Source organism: Pseudomonas sp. Sample_14 (assembly GCF_004307515.1).
Taxonomy (GTDB): Bacteria; Pseudomonadota; Gammaproteobacteria; order Pseudomonadales; family Pseudomonadaceae; genus Aquipseudomonas; species Aquipseudomonas atacamensis.
This window is the reverse complement of sequence record NZ_RCOC01000072.1, coordinates 22,887-38,813: the sequence shown is the minus strand read 5'-3', so window position 1 is coordinate 38,813 and position 15,927 is coordinate 22,887. Positions and strand designations below refer to the sequence as shown.

Sequence of the window (15,927 nt, the reverse complement as noted above, 5' to 3'; positions counted from 1 at the left end):
ACCCATAAGGTTCGAGGAGTTGGTGATGAAAGTTCGTGCATCGGTGAAAAAGCTGTGCCGTAACTGCAAGATTATTCGCCGCGAAGGTGTTGTTCGAGTAATTTGCAGCGCGGAACCGCGTCACAAACAGCGCCAAGGCTGAGTGTGATTGTGCTTCAAGCCCGGTAGCTAGTGCGCTACCGGGTTGATTATTTGTTATTACAGCGATATTATCTCGCGCCCTATTTCTTGGCTTCCGGGGCGTAGGTAGCTGTCAATTGGAGTCCCACTGAATGGCCCGTATTGCAGGCGTTAACATTCCAGATAACAAGCATACTGTTATCTCGCTGACCTACATCTATGGTGTTGGTCGCACTACTGCGCAGAAGATCTGTGCAGTGACTGGGGTAAACCCAGCAGCAAAGATCAAAGATCTGAGCGACGAGCAAATTGAACAGCTGCGTGGCGAAGTGGCGAAGTTCACCACTGAAGGTGACCTGCGTCGCGAAATCAACATGAAAATCAAGCGCTTGATGGACCTCGGTTGCTATCGCGGTCTGCGTCATCGTCGTGGTCTGCCAGTACGCGGTCAGCGTACCAAGACCAACGCGCGTACCCGTAAAGGTCCGCGTAAGCCGATCCGCAAGTAATCGCCCCAGCGAATCGACAGGAATTTAATCATGGCAAAACCTGCTGCTCGTCCTCGTAAAAAAGTTAAAAAGACAGTGGTTGATGGCATCGCCCACATCCATGCATCTTTTAACAACACCATCGTGACCATCACCGACCGTCAAGGTAACGCTCTTTCCTGGGCTACCTCCGGTGGTTCGGGTTTCCGCGGTTCCCGCAAGTCCACCCCGTTCGCTGCTCAAGTAGCTGCTGAGCGTGCTGGTCAAGCTGCGCTGGAATACGGCCTGAAAAACCTCGACGTCAACGTCAAGGGTCCAGGTCCAGGTCGTGAATCCGCAGTCCGCGCTTTGAACGGCTGTGGCTACAAGATCGCCAGCATCACCGACGTGACGCCAATCCCGCACAACGGGTGCCGTCCGCCGAAGAAGCGCCGCGTGTAATCCAGGAGATTGTAAAGAATGGCTCGTTACATTGGTCCAAAATGCAAACTCGCTCGTCGCGAAGGCACCGATCTCTTCCTGAAGAGCGGCGTGCGCGCGATCGAATCGAAGTGCAACATTGAAGCAGCACCTGGTATCCACGGCCAACGCCGCGGTCGCCAGTCCGACTACGGCACCCAACTGCGTGAAAAGCAGAAGGTCCGTCGTATCTACGGCGTTCTCGAGCGTCAGTTCAGCGGCTACTACAAAGAAGCTGCTGGCAAGAAAGGTGCAACCGGTGAAAACCTGCTGCAACTGCTCGAATGCCGTCTGGACAACGTTGTATACCGTATGGGCTTTGGTTCGACTCGTGCCGAATCCCGCCAGCTGGTATCGCACAAGTCGATCAGCGTAAACGGTCAGACCGTAAACGTTCCGTCGTATCAGGTTCGTGCTGGTGACGTGGTTGCAGTTCGCGAGAAAGCAAAAAACCAACTTCGCATTGTCCAAGCTCTCGATCTGTGTGCCCAACGTGGCCGCGTAGAATGGGTAGAAGTAGACACTGAGAAGAAGTCGGGCGTTTTCAAGAACGTTCCTGCTCGCAGTGATCTGTCCGCCGACATCAACGAAAGCCTGATTGTCGAGCTCTACTCCAAGTAAGGGCTAGAAAATAGGTGCATCCATGCAGATTTCGGTAAATGAGTTCCTGACACCCCGCCACATTGATGTGCAGGTTGTCAGTCCAACCCGCGCCAAGATCACTCTCGAGCCTCTCGAGCGTGGTTTTGGCCACACCCTGGGCAACGCGCTGCGCCGCATCCTGTTGTCCTCAATGCCCGGCTGCGCAGTAGTCGAGGCCGAGATTGACGGTGTGCTCCACGAGTACAGCGCCATCGAAGGTGTACAGGAAGACGTAATTGAAATCCTGTTGAACCTTAAAGGTCTGGCCATCAAGCTGCACGGTCGTGACGAAGTTACGCTGACCTTGTCGAAGAAGGGTTCGGGGGTGGTTACCGCTGCCGATATTCAGCTGGATCATGATGTCGAGATCGTTAATCCCGATCACGTAATCGCTAACCTGGCGTCTAACGGCGCCCTGAACATGAAGCTCACCGTAGCTCGTGGTCGTGGTTATGAACCAGCCGACTCGCGTCAGAGCGATGAAGACGAAAGCCGCAGCATCGGTCGCTTGCAGCTCGACTCTTCGTTCAGCCCGGTTCGCCGTATCGCTTACGTGGTGGAAAACGCCCGTGTCGAACAGCGTACCAACCTGGACAAGCTGGTTATTGATCTGGAAACCAACGGTACCCTGGATCCTGAAGAGGCTATCCGTCGCGCTGCAACCATCCTGCAACAGCAGCTGGCTGCGTTCGTCGACCTCAAAGGTGAAAGTGAGCCGCTGGTTGTCGAGCAGGAAGACGAGATCGATCCGATCCTGCTTCGCCCGGTTGACGATCTGGAACTGACTGTACGTTCGGCTAACTGCCTTAAGGCGGAAAACATCTACTACATCGGCGACCTGATTCAGCGTACCGAAGTAGAGCTGTTGAAGACTCCGAACCTGGGCAAGAAATCCTTGACTGAAATCAAGGACGTTCTGGCCTCCCGCGGTCTGTCCCTCGGCATGCGCCTCGACAACTGGCCGCCTGCAAGTCTTAAGAAGGACGACAAGGCGACTGCCTGATCGTCGTAATCACCGAACGTAGTGTTTGGTAAGGAATGAATCATGCGTCATCGTAAAAGTGGTCGTCACCTGAGCCGCACCAGCTCGCACCGCAAGGCCATGTTCCAAAACATGGCGGTGTCGCTGTTCGAGCACGAGCTGATCAAAACTACTCTGCCAAAAGCCAAAGAACTGCGCCGCGTTGCCGAGCCGCTGATCACTCTGGCCAAGACAGACAGCCTGGCTAACCGCCGTCTGGCTTTCGACCGTACTCGTTCGAAAGCTATCGTTGGTAAGCTCTTCAACGACCTGGGCAAGCGTTACGCTACCCGTGAGGGTGGCTACCTGCGCATCCTCAAGTGCGGTTTCCGCGCTGGCGACAACGCGCCTATGGCGTACGTCGAGTTGGTTGATCGTGCTACTGCTGGCGAAGCTGTATCCGCCGAGTAAGACGTCAGTCTGAAACAAAGAACCGGGCCTAGTGCCCGGTTTTTTGTGCCTGTAAGAAATGCGTCGTCCGTACAAGTTTCTGACATGGTTGAACTGCCACTATGTGCCGGGAAAACATAATTAGTAATTATCTATCGATGCCTGCAAGTTAATGAATTTGTAGCTGTAACGTCGATGATCAATACTTCCCGCCAAGCCCATTAGCCGGCAGTTCAAGACTGACAGAGGAAGAAGACCGCATGAGCCAGACCAAGACGCTTACAACCGCCAGTGGCGCGCCAGTCGCTGACAACCAGAATTCCCGTTCCGCCGGCCCACGCGGTCCGCTGCTTCTCGACGATTTCCATCTGATCGAAAAACTTGCGCACTTCAACCGTGAAAACATTCCAGAACGCCGTGTCCACGCTAAGGGCTCGGGCGCTTACGGTACGTTCACCGTCACCAGTGAAATCACCGAATACACCAGTGCAAAGTTGTTCGAATCGGTAGGCAAACAAACGCCAACCTTTCTGCGCTTTTCCACCGTAGGTGGCGAGCGTGGTTCGGCCGACACTGAGCGCGATCCGCGCGGCTTCGCCTTGAAGTTCTACACCGAGGAAGGCAATTGGGACATCGTCGGCAACAACACGCCAGTGTTCTTCATCCGCGATCCGCTGAAATTTCCTGACTTTATCCACACGCAAAAGCGTCTGCCGCAAAGCAACCTGAAAAGCGCGCAGATGATGTGGGATTTCTGGTCGCATTCGCCTGAAGCGCTGCACCAGGTCACCATCCTGTTTTCTGATCGTGGCATCCCTGACGGCTACCGTCACATGCACGGCTTCGGTAGCCACACCTACAGCCTGATCAACGCCAAAGGTGAGCGTCACTGGGTGAAGTGGCACTACAAGACCCAGCAAGGCATCAAGAACCTGGCGCCAGCCGAGGCCGCCCGTTTGGCCGGTACCGACCCGGACTATGCGCAGCGTGACCTGTTCGAGGCTATCGAGCGCGGTGAATTCCCGAAATGGCGCGTGTGCATTCAGATCATGACCGAAGCGCAGGCGGCGGCTCATTACGAGAATCCGTTCGACGTGACCAAGACTTGGTCGCAGAAGGAGTTTCCGTTGATCGAAGTTGGTGAGCTGGAGTTGAATCGCAACCCGTTGAACTACTTCGCTGAAGTTGAACAGGCTGCGTTTGGCCCGAGCAACATGGTGCCAGGTGTCGGTCTGTCGCCAGACCGCATGCTGCAAGGCCGTGTATTCGCCTACGCTGACGCGCACCGTTACCGTGTGGGCACCAATCACCAGCAATTGCCGGTGAACGCTCCGCGCAGCCCGGTGAATACTTATCAGCGTGACGGCTCCATGGCTTTCGGCAGCAATGGCGGCGCGGCGCCGAACTATGAACCGAACAGCTACGTTGAGTCGCCGAAGCAAGCGCCGCATTACGCGGAGCCAGCGCTGGCCTTGAGCGGTGCCGCTGATCGTTATGATCATCGCGAAGATACCGACTACTACAGCCATGCCGGTGCCTTGTTCCGCTTGATGAGCGACGAGCAGAAAGCATTGCTGGTCAGCAACATTGCCGGCGCAATGGCGGGCGTTTCCAGCGACGTCGTCGATCGCCAGTTGCAGCATTTCTACAAAGCCGATCCGGCGTATGGAGAAGCAATCGCAAAGCTGCTCAACTGACAGCTTAACGTAGTCTAAACGAGAAGCAGAACCGCCCTCATTTGGGCGGTTTTTGCGTTATTTGGCCTGCTTTTCTCAGAATATCTTCGCTTTTATTGCGCGCGGTGAGTGACCTTCCGGTCAGGTTGGTTCAAACTACAGACTTTCAGGAAGGGAGATGTAGGGCGATGCAAGGCCACCCAGATGTAATCGATTACCTCAATACGTTGCTGACCGGCGAACTGGCCGCGCGTGACCAATATTTCGTTCATTCGCGGATGTATGAGGACTGGGGGTTCACCAAGCTCTACGAGCGCATCAACCACGAGATGGAAGAAGAAGCCGGCCACGCCGATGCGTTGATGCGGCGGATTCTGATGCTCGAAGGCACGCCGCGCATGCGTCCGGACGATCTGGATGTCGGCACCACGGTGCCTACGATGCTCGAAGCGGATCTGCGCCTCGAATACAAAGTCCGCGCTGCGCTGTGCAAAGGCATCGAACTTTGCGAGCAACACAAGGACTATGTCAGCCGCGAGATTCTGCGGGTTCAGCTCAACGACACCGAAGAAGATCACACCTACTGGCTGGAAAAGCAGCTGGGCCTGATCAAGCTGATCGGTCTCGAGAACTATCTGCAATCCCACGCGTCCTGATTGCACCAGCTACAAAAAAGCCCCTGGCACCTCAACGGTGACAGGGGCTTTTTCATGCCTGGCAGTTAAGCCCGATCGCGGATCAGCAACGGCTTGAGGTAATGGCCGGTGTGAGATTGCTTCATCTCGGCAACTTCCTCCGGCGTACCGGTGGCAATGATCTGCCCGCCCTTGGAACCGCCTTCAGGACCGAGGTCCACCAACCAGTCAGCGGTCTTGATCACATCGAGGTTATGCTCGATCACCACCACGGTGTTGCCGTGATCGCGCAGACGATGCAGAACATCGAGTAACTGCTGGATATCGGCGAAGTGCAGGCCGGTGGTTGGCTCATCGAGGATATACAGGGTTTTGCCCGTATCGCGTTTGGACAGCTCGCGCGACAACTTGACCCGCTGTGCTTCACCGCCGGACAGGGTCGTCGCCGACTGCCCCAGCTTGATGTAGGACAGGCCGACATCCATCAGCGTTTGCAGCTTGCGCGCCAGTGCCGGCACCGCATCGAAGAACTCCCGTGCTTCCTCGATGGTCATTTCGAGGGTTTCATGGATGCTCTTGCCCTTGTATTTGATCTCAAGGGTTTCGCGGTTGTAGCGCTTGCTCTTGCACACATCGCAGGGCACGTAGATGTCCGGCAGGAAGTGCATTTCCACCTTGATCAGGCCATCGCCCTGGCACGCTTCGCAGCGACCGCCCTTGACGTTGAACGAGAAACGCCCCGGGCCGTAACCACGGGAGCGTGACTCGGGCACGCCGGCAAACAGTTCGCGGATCGGCGTGAACAGCCCGGTGTAGGTCGCCGGGTTGGAGCGCGGCGTACGGCCGATCGGGCTCTGGTCGATGTCGACGACTTTGTCGAGATGTTCCAGGCCTTTGATGCTGTCATGCGCAGCCGCTTCCAGCGTGGTCGCTCCATTGAGCGCCGTGGCGCTGAGCGGGAACAGCGTGTTGTTGATCAGTGTCGATTTGCCCGAACCGGATACGCCTGTCACGCAAGTCAGCAGACCAATCGGGATGTCCAGATCGACGTTGCGCAGGTTGTTGCCACGCGCACCTTTGAGCGACAGGTTGAGCTTCTTGTTGCGCGGCGTGCGTTTGGCCGGCACTTCGATCTTCACCCGGCCGGACAGGTATTTGCCGGTCAGCGAATCCGGGTGCGCCATGACTTCGTCCGGCGTGCCTTCGGCAACGATCCGCCCGCCGTGCACACCGGCGCCCGGGCCGATATCGACGACATAGTCAGCCAGACGAATCGCGTCTTCATCATGCTCGACCACGATCACCGTGTTGCCGATATCGCGCAAATGCTTGAGCGTACCGAGCAGCCGATCGTTGTCGCGCTGATGCAGACCAATGGACGGTTCATCGAGGATATACAGAACACCGACCAGGCCGGCGCCAATCTGGCTGGCCAGACGAATCCGCTGCGCCTCGCCACCGGAGAGCGTGTCCGCGCTGCGATCCAGCGACAGATAGTCGAGGCCGACGTTGACCAGGAATTGCAGACGCTCGCGGATTTCCTTGAGGATCTTGTCGGCGATTTCGCCACGCCGACCGGTCATCTTCAGCGCACCGAAGTATTCGCAGGCATCGCCAATCGGCAGATTGGTCACTGCCGGCAAGGTTTTTTCGCCGACCCAGACGTGCCGTGCTTCGCGGCGCAGACGCGTGCCACGGCAATCCGGGCAGGCCTGATGGCTGAGGAACTTGGCCAGCTCTTCGCGCACGCTCGCCGATTCGGTTTCGCGATAGCGACGCTCAAGATTCGGCACGATGCCTTCGAACGGGTGCGAGCGTTTGACGATATCGCCACGGTCGTTGAGGTATTTGAAGTCGACGTTCTGCGAGCCACTGCCGTGCAGGATGAACTTCTGCTGCTCGGCGCTCAGGTCGTTGAAGGGCTTGTCCAGGCTGAACTTGTAGTGCGAGGCGAGTGAGCCGAGCATCTGGAAGTAATAGACGTTGCGCCGGTCCCAGCCGCGTATCGCACCTTCGGCCAGGGTCAGCTCGCCATTGACCAGACGCTTGATGTCGAAGAACTGCTTCACACCCAGGCCATCACAGGTCGGGCAGGCGCCGGCCGGGTTGTTGAAGGAAAACAGCTTGGGCTCCAGTTCGCTGATTGCGTGGCCGCAGATCGGGCAGGCGAAGCGTGCGGAGAAGATCATTTCTTCGCCAGGCTCGTCGTCCATCGGCGCCACCAGGGCAATGCCGTCGGCAAGTTTCAGCGCGGTCTCGAAAGACTCGGCCAGACGTTGCTGCAGATCGGCGCGAACCTTGAAGCGGTCGACGATCACATCGATCGAATGCTTCTTCTGTTTATCCAGCTTCGGCAGCTCGTCGAGCTCGCAAATGCGTCCGTTGACCCGGGCGCGGACGAAACCCTGCGCACGCAATTCTTCGAAGACAGACAGGTGTTCGCCTTTGCGTTCGCGGATCACCGGTGCCAGCAACATCAGTTTGCTGCCTTCCGGCTGCGCCAGCACCAGATCGACCATCTGGCTGACGGTCTGCGCCTCCAGTGGAATGTCGTGATCCGGGCAACGCGGCGTACCCACGCGGGCATAGAGCAAGCGCAGGTAGTCGTAGATTTCGGTGATGGTGCCGACCGTGGAACGCGGGTTGTGCGAGGTCGACTTCTGTTCGATGGAAATCGCCGGCGACAGGCCTTCGATGGTGTCGACGTCGGGTTTTTCCATCATCGACAGGAACTGCCGGGCATAGGCCGACAGCGATTCGACATAGCGGCGCTGACCTTCGGCATACAGCGTGTCGAACGCCAGCGACGACTTGCCGGATCCGGACAGGCCGGTGATGACGATCAGCTTGTCCCGTGGCAGGGTCAGGTCGATGTTCTTCAGGTTGTGGGTACGGGCCCCACGTATCAGGATCTTGTCCAAAGTGGCCTCGCTTGGCGGGCGTCGAAAACGTAGGAGTATACGGGCAAATACTGGATGGATGCACACTATCCAACGAAGGGCGTTTTGCCGTTCATGAAGAGAGTTTCATCTATACGCGTCATAGCGTCGCGATATACCCCGTCTTCCGATGGGACTGGTAGAATCGCCGCCGGTTCACACGAGGTTTTTCCATGCACGATCCCCACAGCGAACGCATGAGTGGCAGCGAGACCCGCGCGGCGAGCGGTCTGGCCCTGGTGTTCGCCTTCCGTATGCTTGGCATGTTCATGGTGTTGCCGGTGCTGGCGACCTATGGCATGGATCTGGCGGGAGCGACCCCGGCCCTGATCGGGCTGGCGATTGGCGCTTACGGTCTGACCCAGGCAATTTTCCAGATTCCGTTCGGGATCATTTCCGACCGCATCGGTCGCCGGCCGGTGATCTACCTCGGCCTGATCGTATTCGCTCTCGGCAGTGTTCTGGCTTCCCAGGCCGATTCGATCTGGGGTGTGATCGCCGGGCGGATCCTGCAAGGCGCCGGGGCGATTTCCGCAGCGGTGATGGCGCTGCTTTCCGACCTGACCCGCGAGCAGCATCGGACCAAAGCCATGGCGATGATCGGCATGACCATCGGCCTGTCGTTCGCCGTGGCCATGGTAGTCGGGCCGTTACTGACCAGTGCGTTCGGGCTGTCCGGGCTGTTCCTCGCCACTGGCGCCATGGCGCTGCTCGGCATCCTGATCATCATGTTCATGGTGCCGCAATCCACCGGGCCGTTGCAGCACCGGGAATCCGGAGTGGCCCGGCAGGCGCTGATGCCGACGCTCAAGCACCCGGACCTGCTGCGCCTGGATCTGGGCATCTTTGTGTTACATGCCATGTTGATGTCGAGCTTCGTGGCCTTGCCGCTGGCACTGGTGGAAAAAGCCGGTTTGCCCAAGGAACAGCACTGGTGGGTCTACCTCACCGCGTTGCTGATTTCGTTCTTCGCCATGATCCCGTTCATTATCTACGGCGAGAAGAAACGCAAAATGAAACGAGTTTTGCTCGGCGCCGTCATGACATTGATGCTGACTGAACTATTCTTCTGGCAGTTCGGCGACAGCCTGCGCGCTCTGGTGATTGGTACGGTGGTGTTTTTCACCGCGTTCAATCTGCTCGAGGCATCGTTGCCGTCGCTGATCAGCAAGGTTTCACCGGCAGGCGGCAAGGGCACGGCCATGGGCGTGTACTCCACCAGCCAGTTCCTCGGTTCGGCACTCGGCGGGATACTCGGCGGCTGGTTGTTCCAGCATGGCGGTCTGTCGGTTGTGTTCCTCGGATGCGCCGCGCTGGCTGCACTTTGGCTGGCCTTTGCTGTTACCATGCGCGAACCTCCCTACGTGACGAGCCTGCGCTTGCCGTTGTCGCCCGAAGCGATCCGCGAAGCGGGTCTGGTCGAGCGCCTCAAGGCCCTGGTAGGGGTAACAGATGCAGTGATAGTCGCCGAAGAGGCGGCTGTTTACATCAAACTGGACAAAGAATTAGTGGATCGCAGCACCCTCGAACGCCTGGTCAACAACCCGGCCGGGGCTGCGTGCGACGCTTAGGAGAACGTTATGGCCCGTGGGGTTAACAAAGTCATATTGGTCGGCACTTGCGGCCAGGATCCCGAAGTTCGCTACCTGCCTAACGGTAACGCCGTGACCAACCTGAGTCTGGCCACCAGCGAACAATGGACCGACAAGCAGACCGGTCAGAAGGTCGAGAAGACCGAATGGCACCGCGTATCGATGTTCGGCAAGGTGGCCGAGATCGCCGGTGAATACCTGCGCAAGGGTTCGCAGGTGTACATCGAAGGCAAGCTGCAGACCCGCGAGTGGGAAAAGGACGGCATCAAGCGTTACACCACTGAAATCGTGGTCGACATGCAAGGCACCATGCAACTGCTCGGCGGCCGTCCACAACAGGGCGACCAGCAAGGCGGCAACAACTACCAGCAGCAGGCGCCACGTCAGCAGGCTCCACGCCCGCAGCAGTCGGCTCCACAGCAGCGTTCGGCTCCGGCGCCTCAGCAGGCCGCACAGCAACCGGCTCCGGATTTCGACAGCTTCGATGACGATATTCCGTTCTGATTTACCGCTGTAACCGTCTTGAATGAAAAAGGCCCGTCGCTTAAACGACGGGCCTTTTTTGTTCAGGAAATTCCTGGCTACTCGCAATCTCCTGTGGGAGCGAGCCTGCTCGCGAATGCGTCAGATCAGTCGATGCACCTGTAACTGACAGGACGCTTTCGCGAGCAGGCTCGCTCCCACAAGGTAACTTCGTCTTAATCCAGGATCAGGTGCGGCAGGAAGTGACTGGAGTCCTTGGTGATCAGACTGTTGTCCTCGCGAACACCAATCCCTGCCGCCTCATCACCAATCACCCACGAGCCAATCAGCGTGTAGCTGTCGCCAAACTTCGGCAGCGGCGCGAACTCCTGCAGGATGAACGGCGCATCGGTGTAAGGCCCGTCCTCTTTGACGATCAGACCTTCCGCTGTTTGCAGTTCGATGTTGGCGCCTTCGCGGGAAAAGTACGGCTTGCGCACCCAGCCCTTCGGCACGGCACTTTGCGGATTCGGATCAAGGTGCGCAGCGAGCAGATTCGGATGTCCCTTGTGCAATTCCCACAGCAGCGGCAGCGCACCCTTGTTCGACAGAATCGCCTTCCACGCCGGTTCGAAAAACTGCGTGTCGCACTCGGCGATCGCTGCGCCGAACGGTTCGTGGAAGATGAATTCCCAGGCGTGCAGCTTGAACAGGTGCGGGATCCAACGATCCTGCAGATCGACGAAACGACCTTCAGCCGTCAGGCCGATGTCTTCGATATCGATGTGGCGTGATTCGATGCCGACCTTTTCCGCGATCAGCCGCAGATAGTCGGTGGTGCCTTTGTCCTCGACCGAGTCCTTCATCGAGGCAAAGTAGAACGGCCGCTTCAACTGCAACTCGGCGAAGGCCTGATGCAGCTTGGTGTCGATGCTGTTGAACTGGTCGGCATGCCGGGGCAAGGTGCCGCGTTCGATGCATTGTTCCAGCCAGCCCCACTGAAACGCCGCCGCCTCGTAGAGGCTGGTCGGCGTGTCGTAGTTGAGCTCCAGCAGTTTCGCCGGCCCGCTGCCGCTGTAGGAAAAGTCCATGCGACCGTACAGATGCGGATGACCTTCACGCCAGGAGGTGCGGATCATGTCGTAGTACGCCGCCGGGATGCTGAGGCGATCGAGCAACTCCTCGCTGTTGACCACGCGATCCACCAGGTCCATGCACATCTCGTGCAGTTCGGTGGTCGGGTCCTCCAGATCGTTTTCGATTTGCGCGAGGCTGAACTGGTAGTAGGCGCTTTCGTCCCAGTACGGTTCGTCGTCGATGGTGTGGAACAGGAAACCGAGGCTTTCGGCGGTGTGTTTCCAGTCGGGGCGCTCGGCGCAGTGGATCTTTTTCATGTCAGCTGCTCGAGCGTCCGGAACTGCTGCCCCAGCCACCCCAACCGCTGCGGGCGCTGGACTGGCTGCCGAAGCCGCCGCGCGAAGTCGACGACGCAACGTTCACCGGTTTGCTCTTGCTGCTCTCGTAATCCGACTGGCTGCGCGAGGTTGTGTCAGCTCGGCGGTACTGCGTTGAGGTGTTGTACGGCTGGCGCGTTTCGCGATCACGGTAAACGGTGCGTTCGGCGTTGTTGCTCATTGCGTTGCCGATCAGCCAGCCGGTCAGCCAGCCATTGCCGCCGCCACCTGAGCCACCGGAATAGTGCGAGCCGCCGTGGCTGGCGCTGCTGCTGCTCGTGGTGTCCCCCGCCGGCATTTGCGAATTGGCGATGGCATCGAGATCCTGCGGCGTCTCGGCATCGCCCGGCACTTTAAAGCCGCCGAGTTTCGGCACGAAACGGCCATCGGAATTTTTCTGACACCAGCCAGCGGCAAAGTCTGCGTCGCACTTGGCCTTGTCGCTGTAGGCCGGGGCGATGCGCCGGTGCTCGTTCAGGGCGGCGACGTAGGCGCTGGAGCAGAGATCGGCGGCCAATTCGGCGTCGACACACTGTTCAACGCTTTGGAAGTTGCGCGGCTGATCCAGCGCCGCTGCTTCACCGGAAATCGCCATCGCCACCGACGCGGCGAGGGACAATTGCACGTATTTGCTGCGTTTCATCGAGAGGCTTCCTGCCGGTCAGTGGGACGGTGTCATGCACGCGGCATTGAGCATGCCGACGCTGATCGCCACGGCGGCGACATAAATGCCGGCGGCGACTTCGCCGTTGGCGATGCGCTGGGACGTGCCCTTGAGCACCAGCCCGGTCGCAACGAACGCCAACAGCTGCACGACGGCGGCGATGACCGCCCAGAGGACAAAGTCGAGCACGTTGACCGAGTAGGCGATCACGTTGCTCGCCGGAATGGCGAAACCGATGATCGCCCCGGACAGAGCAATGGCGGCGGCAGTGTTGCCGGCACGGATCAGTTCGAATTCCTTGTGCGCGGTAATGCGCGTGTAGACGAATTGAAACAGCATGAACAGCAACACGGCGCCGATCAGGTAGACGACAAAACCGACCAGCGCGGTTTTGTTCAGGGAAACGGCCAAGACTTCCAGCATGAAAAACTTCCTTTTTTAGATGGCGCTCAAATCAGTCGTGTACAGCGAGATGCCCAGCGAGGTGCTCAGGCTGACGGTGCCTTCTTCGTCCTGTTCGACGGAGAACAGCAGCAGTTCGCGGCGATCGGTCAGGCCGGTGTCACGGGCATACAGCATGGCGTGGTGCTTGATGGTGTAGGACTCGTCCGGGTTGACCACGTGTTCGGTCATTGGCACCAGTTCGGTCTGATGTAACTCGGTGCCCCATTCACGGGTGTATTCAACACCGTCGTGGTGGTAGGTCGGCAGACCGATCAGGCTGTTCGGGCCGGCCAGACGCTGCAGTTCGGCGTCACTGTTGACCGTCACGTAGCTGAGGTAATTGAACAGGGTGACCGACTCGACCTGATCATCGCCAGTGACGTGGATCTGCACCCAGAAATCCTCGTCGTTCATGTAGTAGCGGTGCAGCTTGTTGGACTGGCCGAGATCGACCCAACCGGCGCTCCACACCGCTTGATCGAATGGCACCCGCACCGACGTCGAGCCTTCCAGCAGCAATGCCAGGGTCGTGTCGAAGCGCACGCCTTTGCCTTGTGCCATGCCCAGTGGACCGCTGGCGCCGGTGCTCGTTGGCGCAGCGGCCTGCCAATTGCTGGTGCCGAGCAAGTCTTTAAACCATCCCATGGGTACGTTCCTTGAAGCGGGTGGAGGTGTTCGGGGGTGAAAAAGTGGCGGTAGTGTAACGGGCGAAGCGGTGAACGAGCAGAGGCAATTACGCCGCAAAACCATGTGGGAGCGAGCCTGCTCGCGAATGGGTTGTGTCAGTCACTCGATTCTTAGACTGTCACGACGCTTTCGCGAGCAGGCTCGCTCCCACAAGTTACCGTTCAGTCATTACTGCGCGGACTTCTGCTTCAGCCGCTCAAGGATCGCATTGGCGCTGCCTTCGTTCGGCGTGATGCCGGCGTCGCGCAGTTTGCGTTCCAGGTCGTTGCCGGTAGAGGCGTCGGCCAGTTCGTCTGCGGCGTTCAGTTCGGCAGCGCGTTGCTGCTGCTTGGCTTGCAGGCGGTTCAGGGTGCCGACCGCGGTTTCCAGTTTGCCGTTGGCGCCGCCGCTGGCAATCGAGGCGCTGACCTGGGCTTTCTGCACGCTGTCGCGGGCCTTGGCCATGTCCACTTGCTGGCGCAGGCTCTTGATTCGCGATTCGGCTTTGCTGATGTCTTTGCGCATGTTGTCGGCGTAGGCGCCGAATTCATCGCTGAGCTTCTTCTCGGCAGCGAGGTCGTTGGTCAGGGTCGAAATCGCTTCGGCCACTTCCAGCGCCAGGTCTTCACGGCCGGCATTCAACGCGGCTACAGCCTTGGCTTCGAGGTCCTTGATCTTGGCGTCGTATTCGCTGACGCGGTCGGCGGCCAGTTTGTGCTTGGCCATGATCGTCACCAGTTCGCGGCGGGCATTGGACAGCGCGGTGTCGGCGTCGCGGATTTCCTGATCTAGGATGCGCAGTGCCTGCTGGTCGGCGATGGCTTCGCCAACTTCATTGGCGCCGCCGCGCAGTGCGGTGAACAACTTGCTCCAGATGGACTGAGTCATTGGATATTCCCTGTTGATTACTTGAAGAAGTGTTCGAAGGCTTCGCTGGCGCGCTGCACGTTGTCGACCAGGGTTTTCACCTCGGTGACCACGTTGGTCAGGCTCGAGTCGGCGCTGAGGGCGCCGAACATGTTGTAGACGGTCTGCCCGTTGGGCATCGACTCGATCCCGATCGACGACAGCGGGAACATCTCGCGGCTGCGCAGCACGGCATCGTTGAACGCCTGGACGTTGCTGATCGAATCGATGTCCACCAGCACGGTGTCGACGATGATCTGCTGGCCGGCCAGGGCGATGTGAATCGGCAAGCCGCCGAATTCGTTCATTTCCAGCTTGATGCTCGGTTCGGAGCTCTGGATCAGGGACAGCGAAATCTCTTGGGAAGCCACCTCGTCCAGCGCCTTGAGGGCATTGAAGAGGCTGTCGATGGTCCAGTTGTTGCCTGCGCTCATGTATTTCTCCGACATGAAAGAGCCAGCCAGAATCGGTTGGCGTAGCTGTTGCTCCATTTGCTTGAGCAAGCTTCGGTTTTCCGGAAGCACCCAAGTTTCGTGTTTCACATAACCGGCGGCGGCCAGGCCTGCGCGCATCTGCTTCATGTAGAAGCTCGACGGTTTTTTCGCTGACGTCTTGCCACGCTCGCCCTTGGGGCTGGCTGCGGCAGGCGTCGGAGTGCGGCTTGTCATGGCTGGAATCCGGTTATGAGCGTCTCACGCGTGGGCCACACTACAACCAATGCAAAGTGCCATCAATGACTCACGCGTGAGATTTTCATGACAGACGCAAAAAGGCCCGCAACGGGGCGGGCCAGGGGATTGCGCAGTTGTTGCTAGGCGTTGCTGTGCAGGAACTGCTCAGTCGATACCACGCTGGCGTAGGCAAAACCCAGCGCCGACATGAATGCTGCGTGCACATGAGCGGCGGGCACCGTCAGGCCGTTGAATTCCAGGTCACGGCTGGCGCAGGCATCGTGAATCACGGTCACGCTGTAACCCATGTCCGCCGCCGCGCGGGTGATGCCATCGACGCACATATGGCTCATGCTGCCGACCACCACCAGGTCGGTGATGCCGTGTTCGTCGAGCACCGCTTTCAGTTCGGTTTCACGGAACGAGTTGACGAAGTGCTTGAGCACCACCGGCTCGTCGGCGCGGTTGAGCACTTTCGGATGCAGTTTCGCGCCTTCGGAGCCGGGAGTGAAAAACGGCGCGTCTTCGGAGGTGAATTCATGCCGAATGTGCACCACCGGATCGCCCGCTGCGCGAAAGGCTGCGATCAGCCGTGCGGCGTTGTCGGCAGCGGCGTCGGCGCCGACCAGCGGCCACTTGCCTTGGGGGAAGTAGTCGTTCTGGATATCGACTACGATGAGCGCTTGCTTGGCCATGGG

General features: G+C 58.7%; 18 protein-coding genes. 10 read left to right on the top strand and 8 right to left on the bottom strand.

What is annotated here, in order from left to right:
• The first annotated feature begins 25 nt into the window (after positions 1 to 25).
• From rpmJ to bfr, 8 genes are all read left to right on the top strand, one after another.
• On the top strand, positions 26 to 142 hold the full coding sequence (rpmJ, locus tag D8U61_RS17585; protein ID WP_002555468.1) for a 50S ribosomal protein L36: 117 nt from the start codon (positions 26 to 28) through the stop codon (positions 140 to 142).
• Between the two features lie 130 nt (positions 143 to 272).
• Complete coding sequence (gene rpsM / locus D8U61_RS17580; protein ID WP_003186020.1) at positions 273 to 629, top strand: 30S ribosomal protein S13; 357 nt, start codon at positions 273 to 275, stop codon at positions 627 to 629.
• Positions 630 to 659: 30 nt separating this feature from the next.
• Positions 660 to 1,049, top strand: coding sequence for a 30S ribosomal protein S11 (rpsK, locus tag D8U61_RS17575; protein WP_002555466.1), 390 nt, complete (start codon positions 660 to 662; stop codon positions 1,047 to 1,049).
• An 18-nt stretch (positions 1,050 to 1,067) separates the two neighbouring features.
• Complete coding sequence (gene rpsD, locus D8U61_RS17570) at positions 1,068 to 1,688, top strand: 30S ribosomal protein S4 (RefSeq protein ID WP_003176404.1); 621 nt, start codon at positions 1,068 to 1,070, stop codon at positions 1,686 to 1,688.
• Positions 1,689 to 1,710: 22 nt separating this feature from the next.
• Entirely contained in the window at positions 1,711 to 2,712 is a 1,002-nt protein-coding gene (gene rpoA / locus D8U61_RS17565) for a DNA-directed RNA polymerase subunit alpha (protein WP_016772946.1), read from the top strand.
• A 42-nt stretch (positions 2,713 to 2,754) separates the two neighbouring features.
• Positions 2,755 to 3,141, top strand: a complete 387-nt coding sequence (gene rplQ, locus D8U61_RS17560) for a 50S ribosomal protein L17 (RefSeq protein ID WP_003176402.1) — start codon at positions 2,755 to 2,757, stop codon at positions 3,139 to 3,141.
• A 239-nt stretch (positions 3,142 to 3,380) separates the two neighbouring features.
• The gene (locus tag D8U61_RS17555) at positions 3,381 to 4,817 is read left to right on the top strand and encodes a catalase (RefSeq protein WP_130888367.1); all 1,437 of its coding nucleotides are present in this window, start codon (positions 3,381 to 3,383) and stop codon (positions 4,815 to 4,817) included.
• 167 nt (positions 4,818 to 4,984) lie between these two features.
• Positions 4,985 to 5,452 (top strand): bacterioferritin, encoded by a 468-nt coding sequence (gene bfr, locus D8U61_RS17550; protein ID WP_016772947.1) that lies wholly within the window; start codon positions 4,985 to 4,987, stop codon positions 5,450 to 5,452.
• 65 nt (positions 5,453 to 5,517) lie between these two features.
• On the opposite strand, the gene uvrA is transcribed toward bfr, so the two are convergent.
• Positions 5,518 to 8,352: an excinuclease ABC subunit UvrA gene (uvrA, locus tag D8U61_RS17545; protein ID WP_024014519.1), complete on the bottom strand. Its 2,835-nt coding sequence runs from the start codon at positions 8,350 to 8,352 to the stop codon at positions 5,518 to 5,520.
• A 191-nt stretch (positions 8,353 to 8,543) separates the two neighbouring features.
• Here uvrA and D8U61_RS17540 point away from each other — a divergent pair, with 191 nt between their 5' ends.
• Positions 8,544 to 9,941, top strand: a complete 1,398-nt coding sequence (locus D8U61_RS17540; RefSeq protein ID WP_024014518.1) for an MFS transporter — start codon at positions 8,544 to 8,546, stop codon at positions 9,939 to 9,941.
• A gap of 9 nt (positions 9,942 to 9,950) precedes the next feature.
• Complete coding sequence (locus D8U61_RS17535; RefSeq protein ID WP_130927387.1) at positions 9,951 to 10,466, top strand: single-stranded DNA-binding protein; 516 nt, start codon at positions 9,951 to 9,953, stop codon at positions 10,464 to 10,466.
• 194 nt (positions 10,467 to 10,660) lie between these two features.
• On the opposite strand, the gene D8U61_RS17530 is transcribed toward D8U61_RS17535, so the two are convergent.
• The 7 genes from D8U61_RS17530 to D8U61_RS17500 form a co-directional block, all read right to left on the bottom strand.
• The gene (locus D8U61_RS17530) at positions 10,661 to 11,818 is read right to left on the bottom strand and encodes a glutathionylspermidine synthase family protein (RefSeq protein WP_130927386.1); all 1,158 of its coding nucleotides are present in this window, start codon (positions 11,816 to 11,818) and stop codon (positions 10,661 to 10,663) included.
• A 1-nt stretch (position 11,819) separates the two neighbouring features.
• Entirely contained in the window at positions 11,820 to 12,521 is a 702-nt protein-coding gene (locus tag D8U61_RS17525) for a DUF1190 domain-containing protein (RefSeq protein WP_130888363.1), read from the bottom strand.
• A gap of 18 nt (positions 12,522 to 12,539) precedes the next feature.
• Complete coding sequence (locus tag D8U61_RS17520) at positions 12,540 to 12,965, bottom strand: DUF350 domain-containing protein (protein WP_016772952.1); 426 nt, start codon at positions 12,963 to 12,965, stop codon at positions 12,540 to 12,542.
• 15 nt (positions 12,966 to 12,980) lie between these two features.
• Positions 12,981 to 13,631, bottom strand: coding sequence for a DUF2491 family protein (locus D8U61_RS17515; RefSeq protein WP_130888362.1), 651 nt, complete (start codon positions 13,629 to 13,631; stop codon positions 12,981 to 12,983).
• 210 nt (positions 13,632 to 13,841) lie between these two features.
• Positions 13,842 to 14,540, bottom strand: a complete 699-nt coding sequence (locus tag D8U61_RS17510; protein WP_016772954.1) for a PspA/IM30 family protein — start codon at positions 14,538 to 14,540, stop codon at positions 13,842 to 13,844.
• A 17-nt stretch (positions 14,541 to 14,557) separates the two neighbouring features.
• A complete protein-coding gene (locus D8U61_RS17505) occupies positions 14,558 to 15,226 on the bottom strand; it encodes a YjfI family protein (RefSeq protein WP_041477671.1) in 669 nt (222 codons plus the stop codon).
• Between the two features lie 143 nt (positions 15,227 to 15,369).
• Positions 15,370 to 15,924 (bottom strand): cysteine hydrolase family protein, encoded by a 555-nt coding sequence (locus D8U61_RS17500; RefSeq protein WP_130903217.1) that lies wholly within the window; start codon positions 15,922 to 15,924, stop codon positions 15,370 to 15,372.
• Positions 15,925 to 15,927 lie beyond the last annotated feature (3 nt).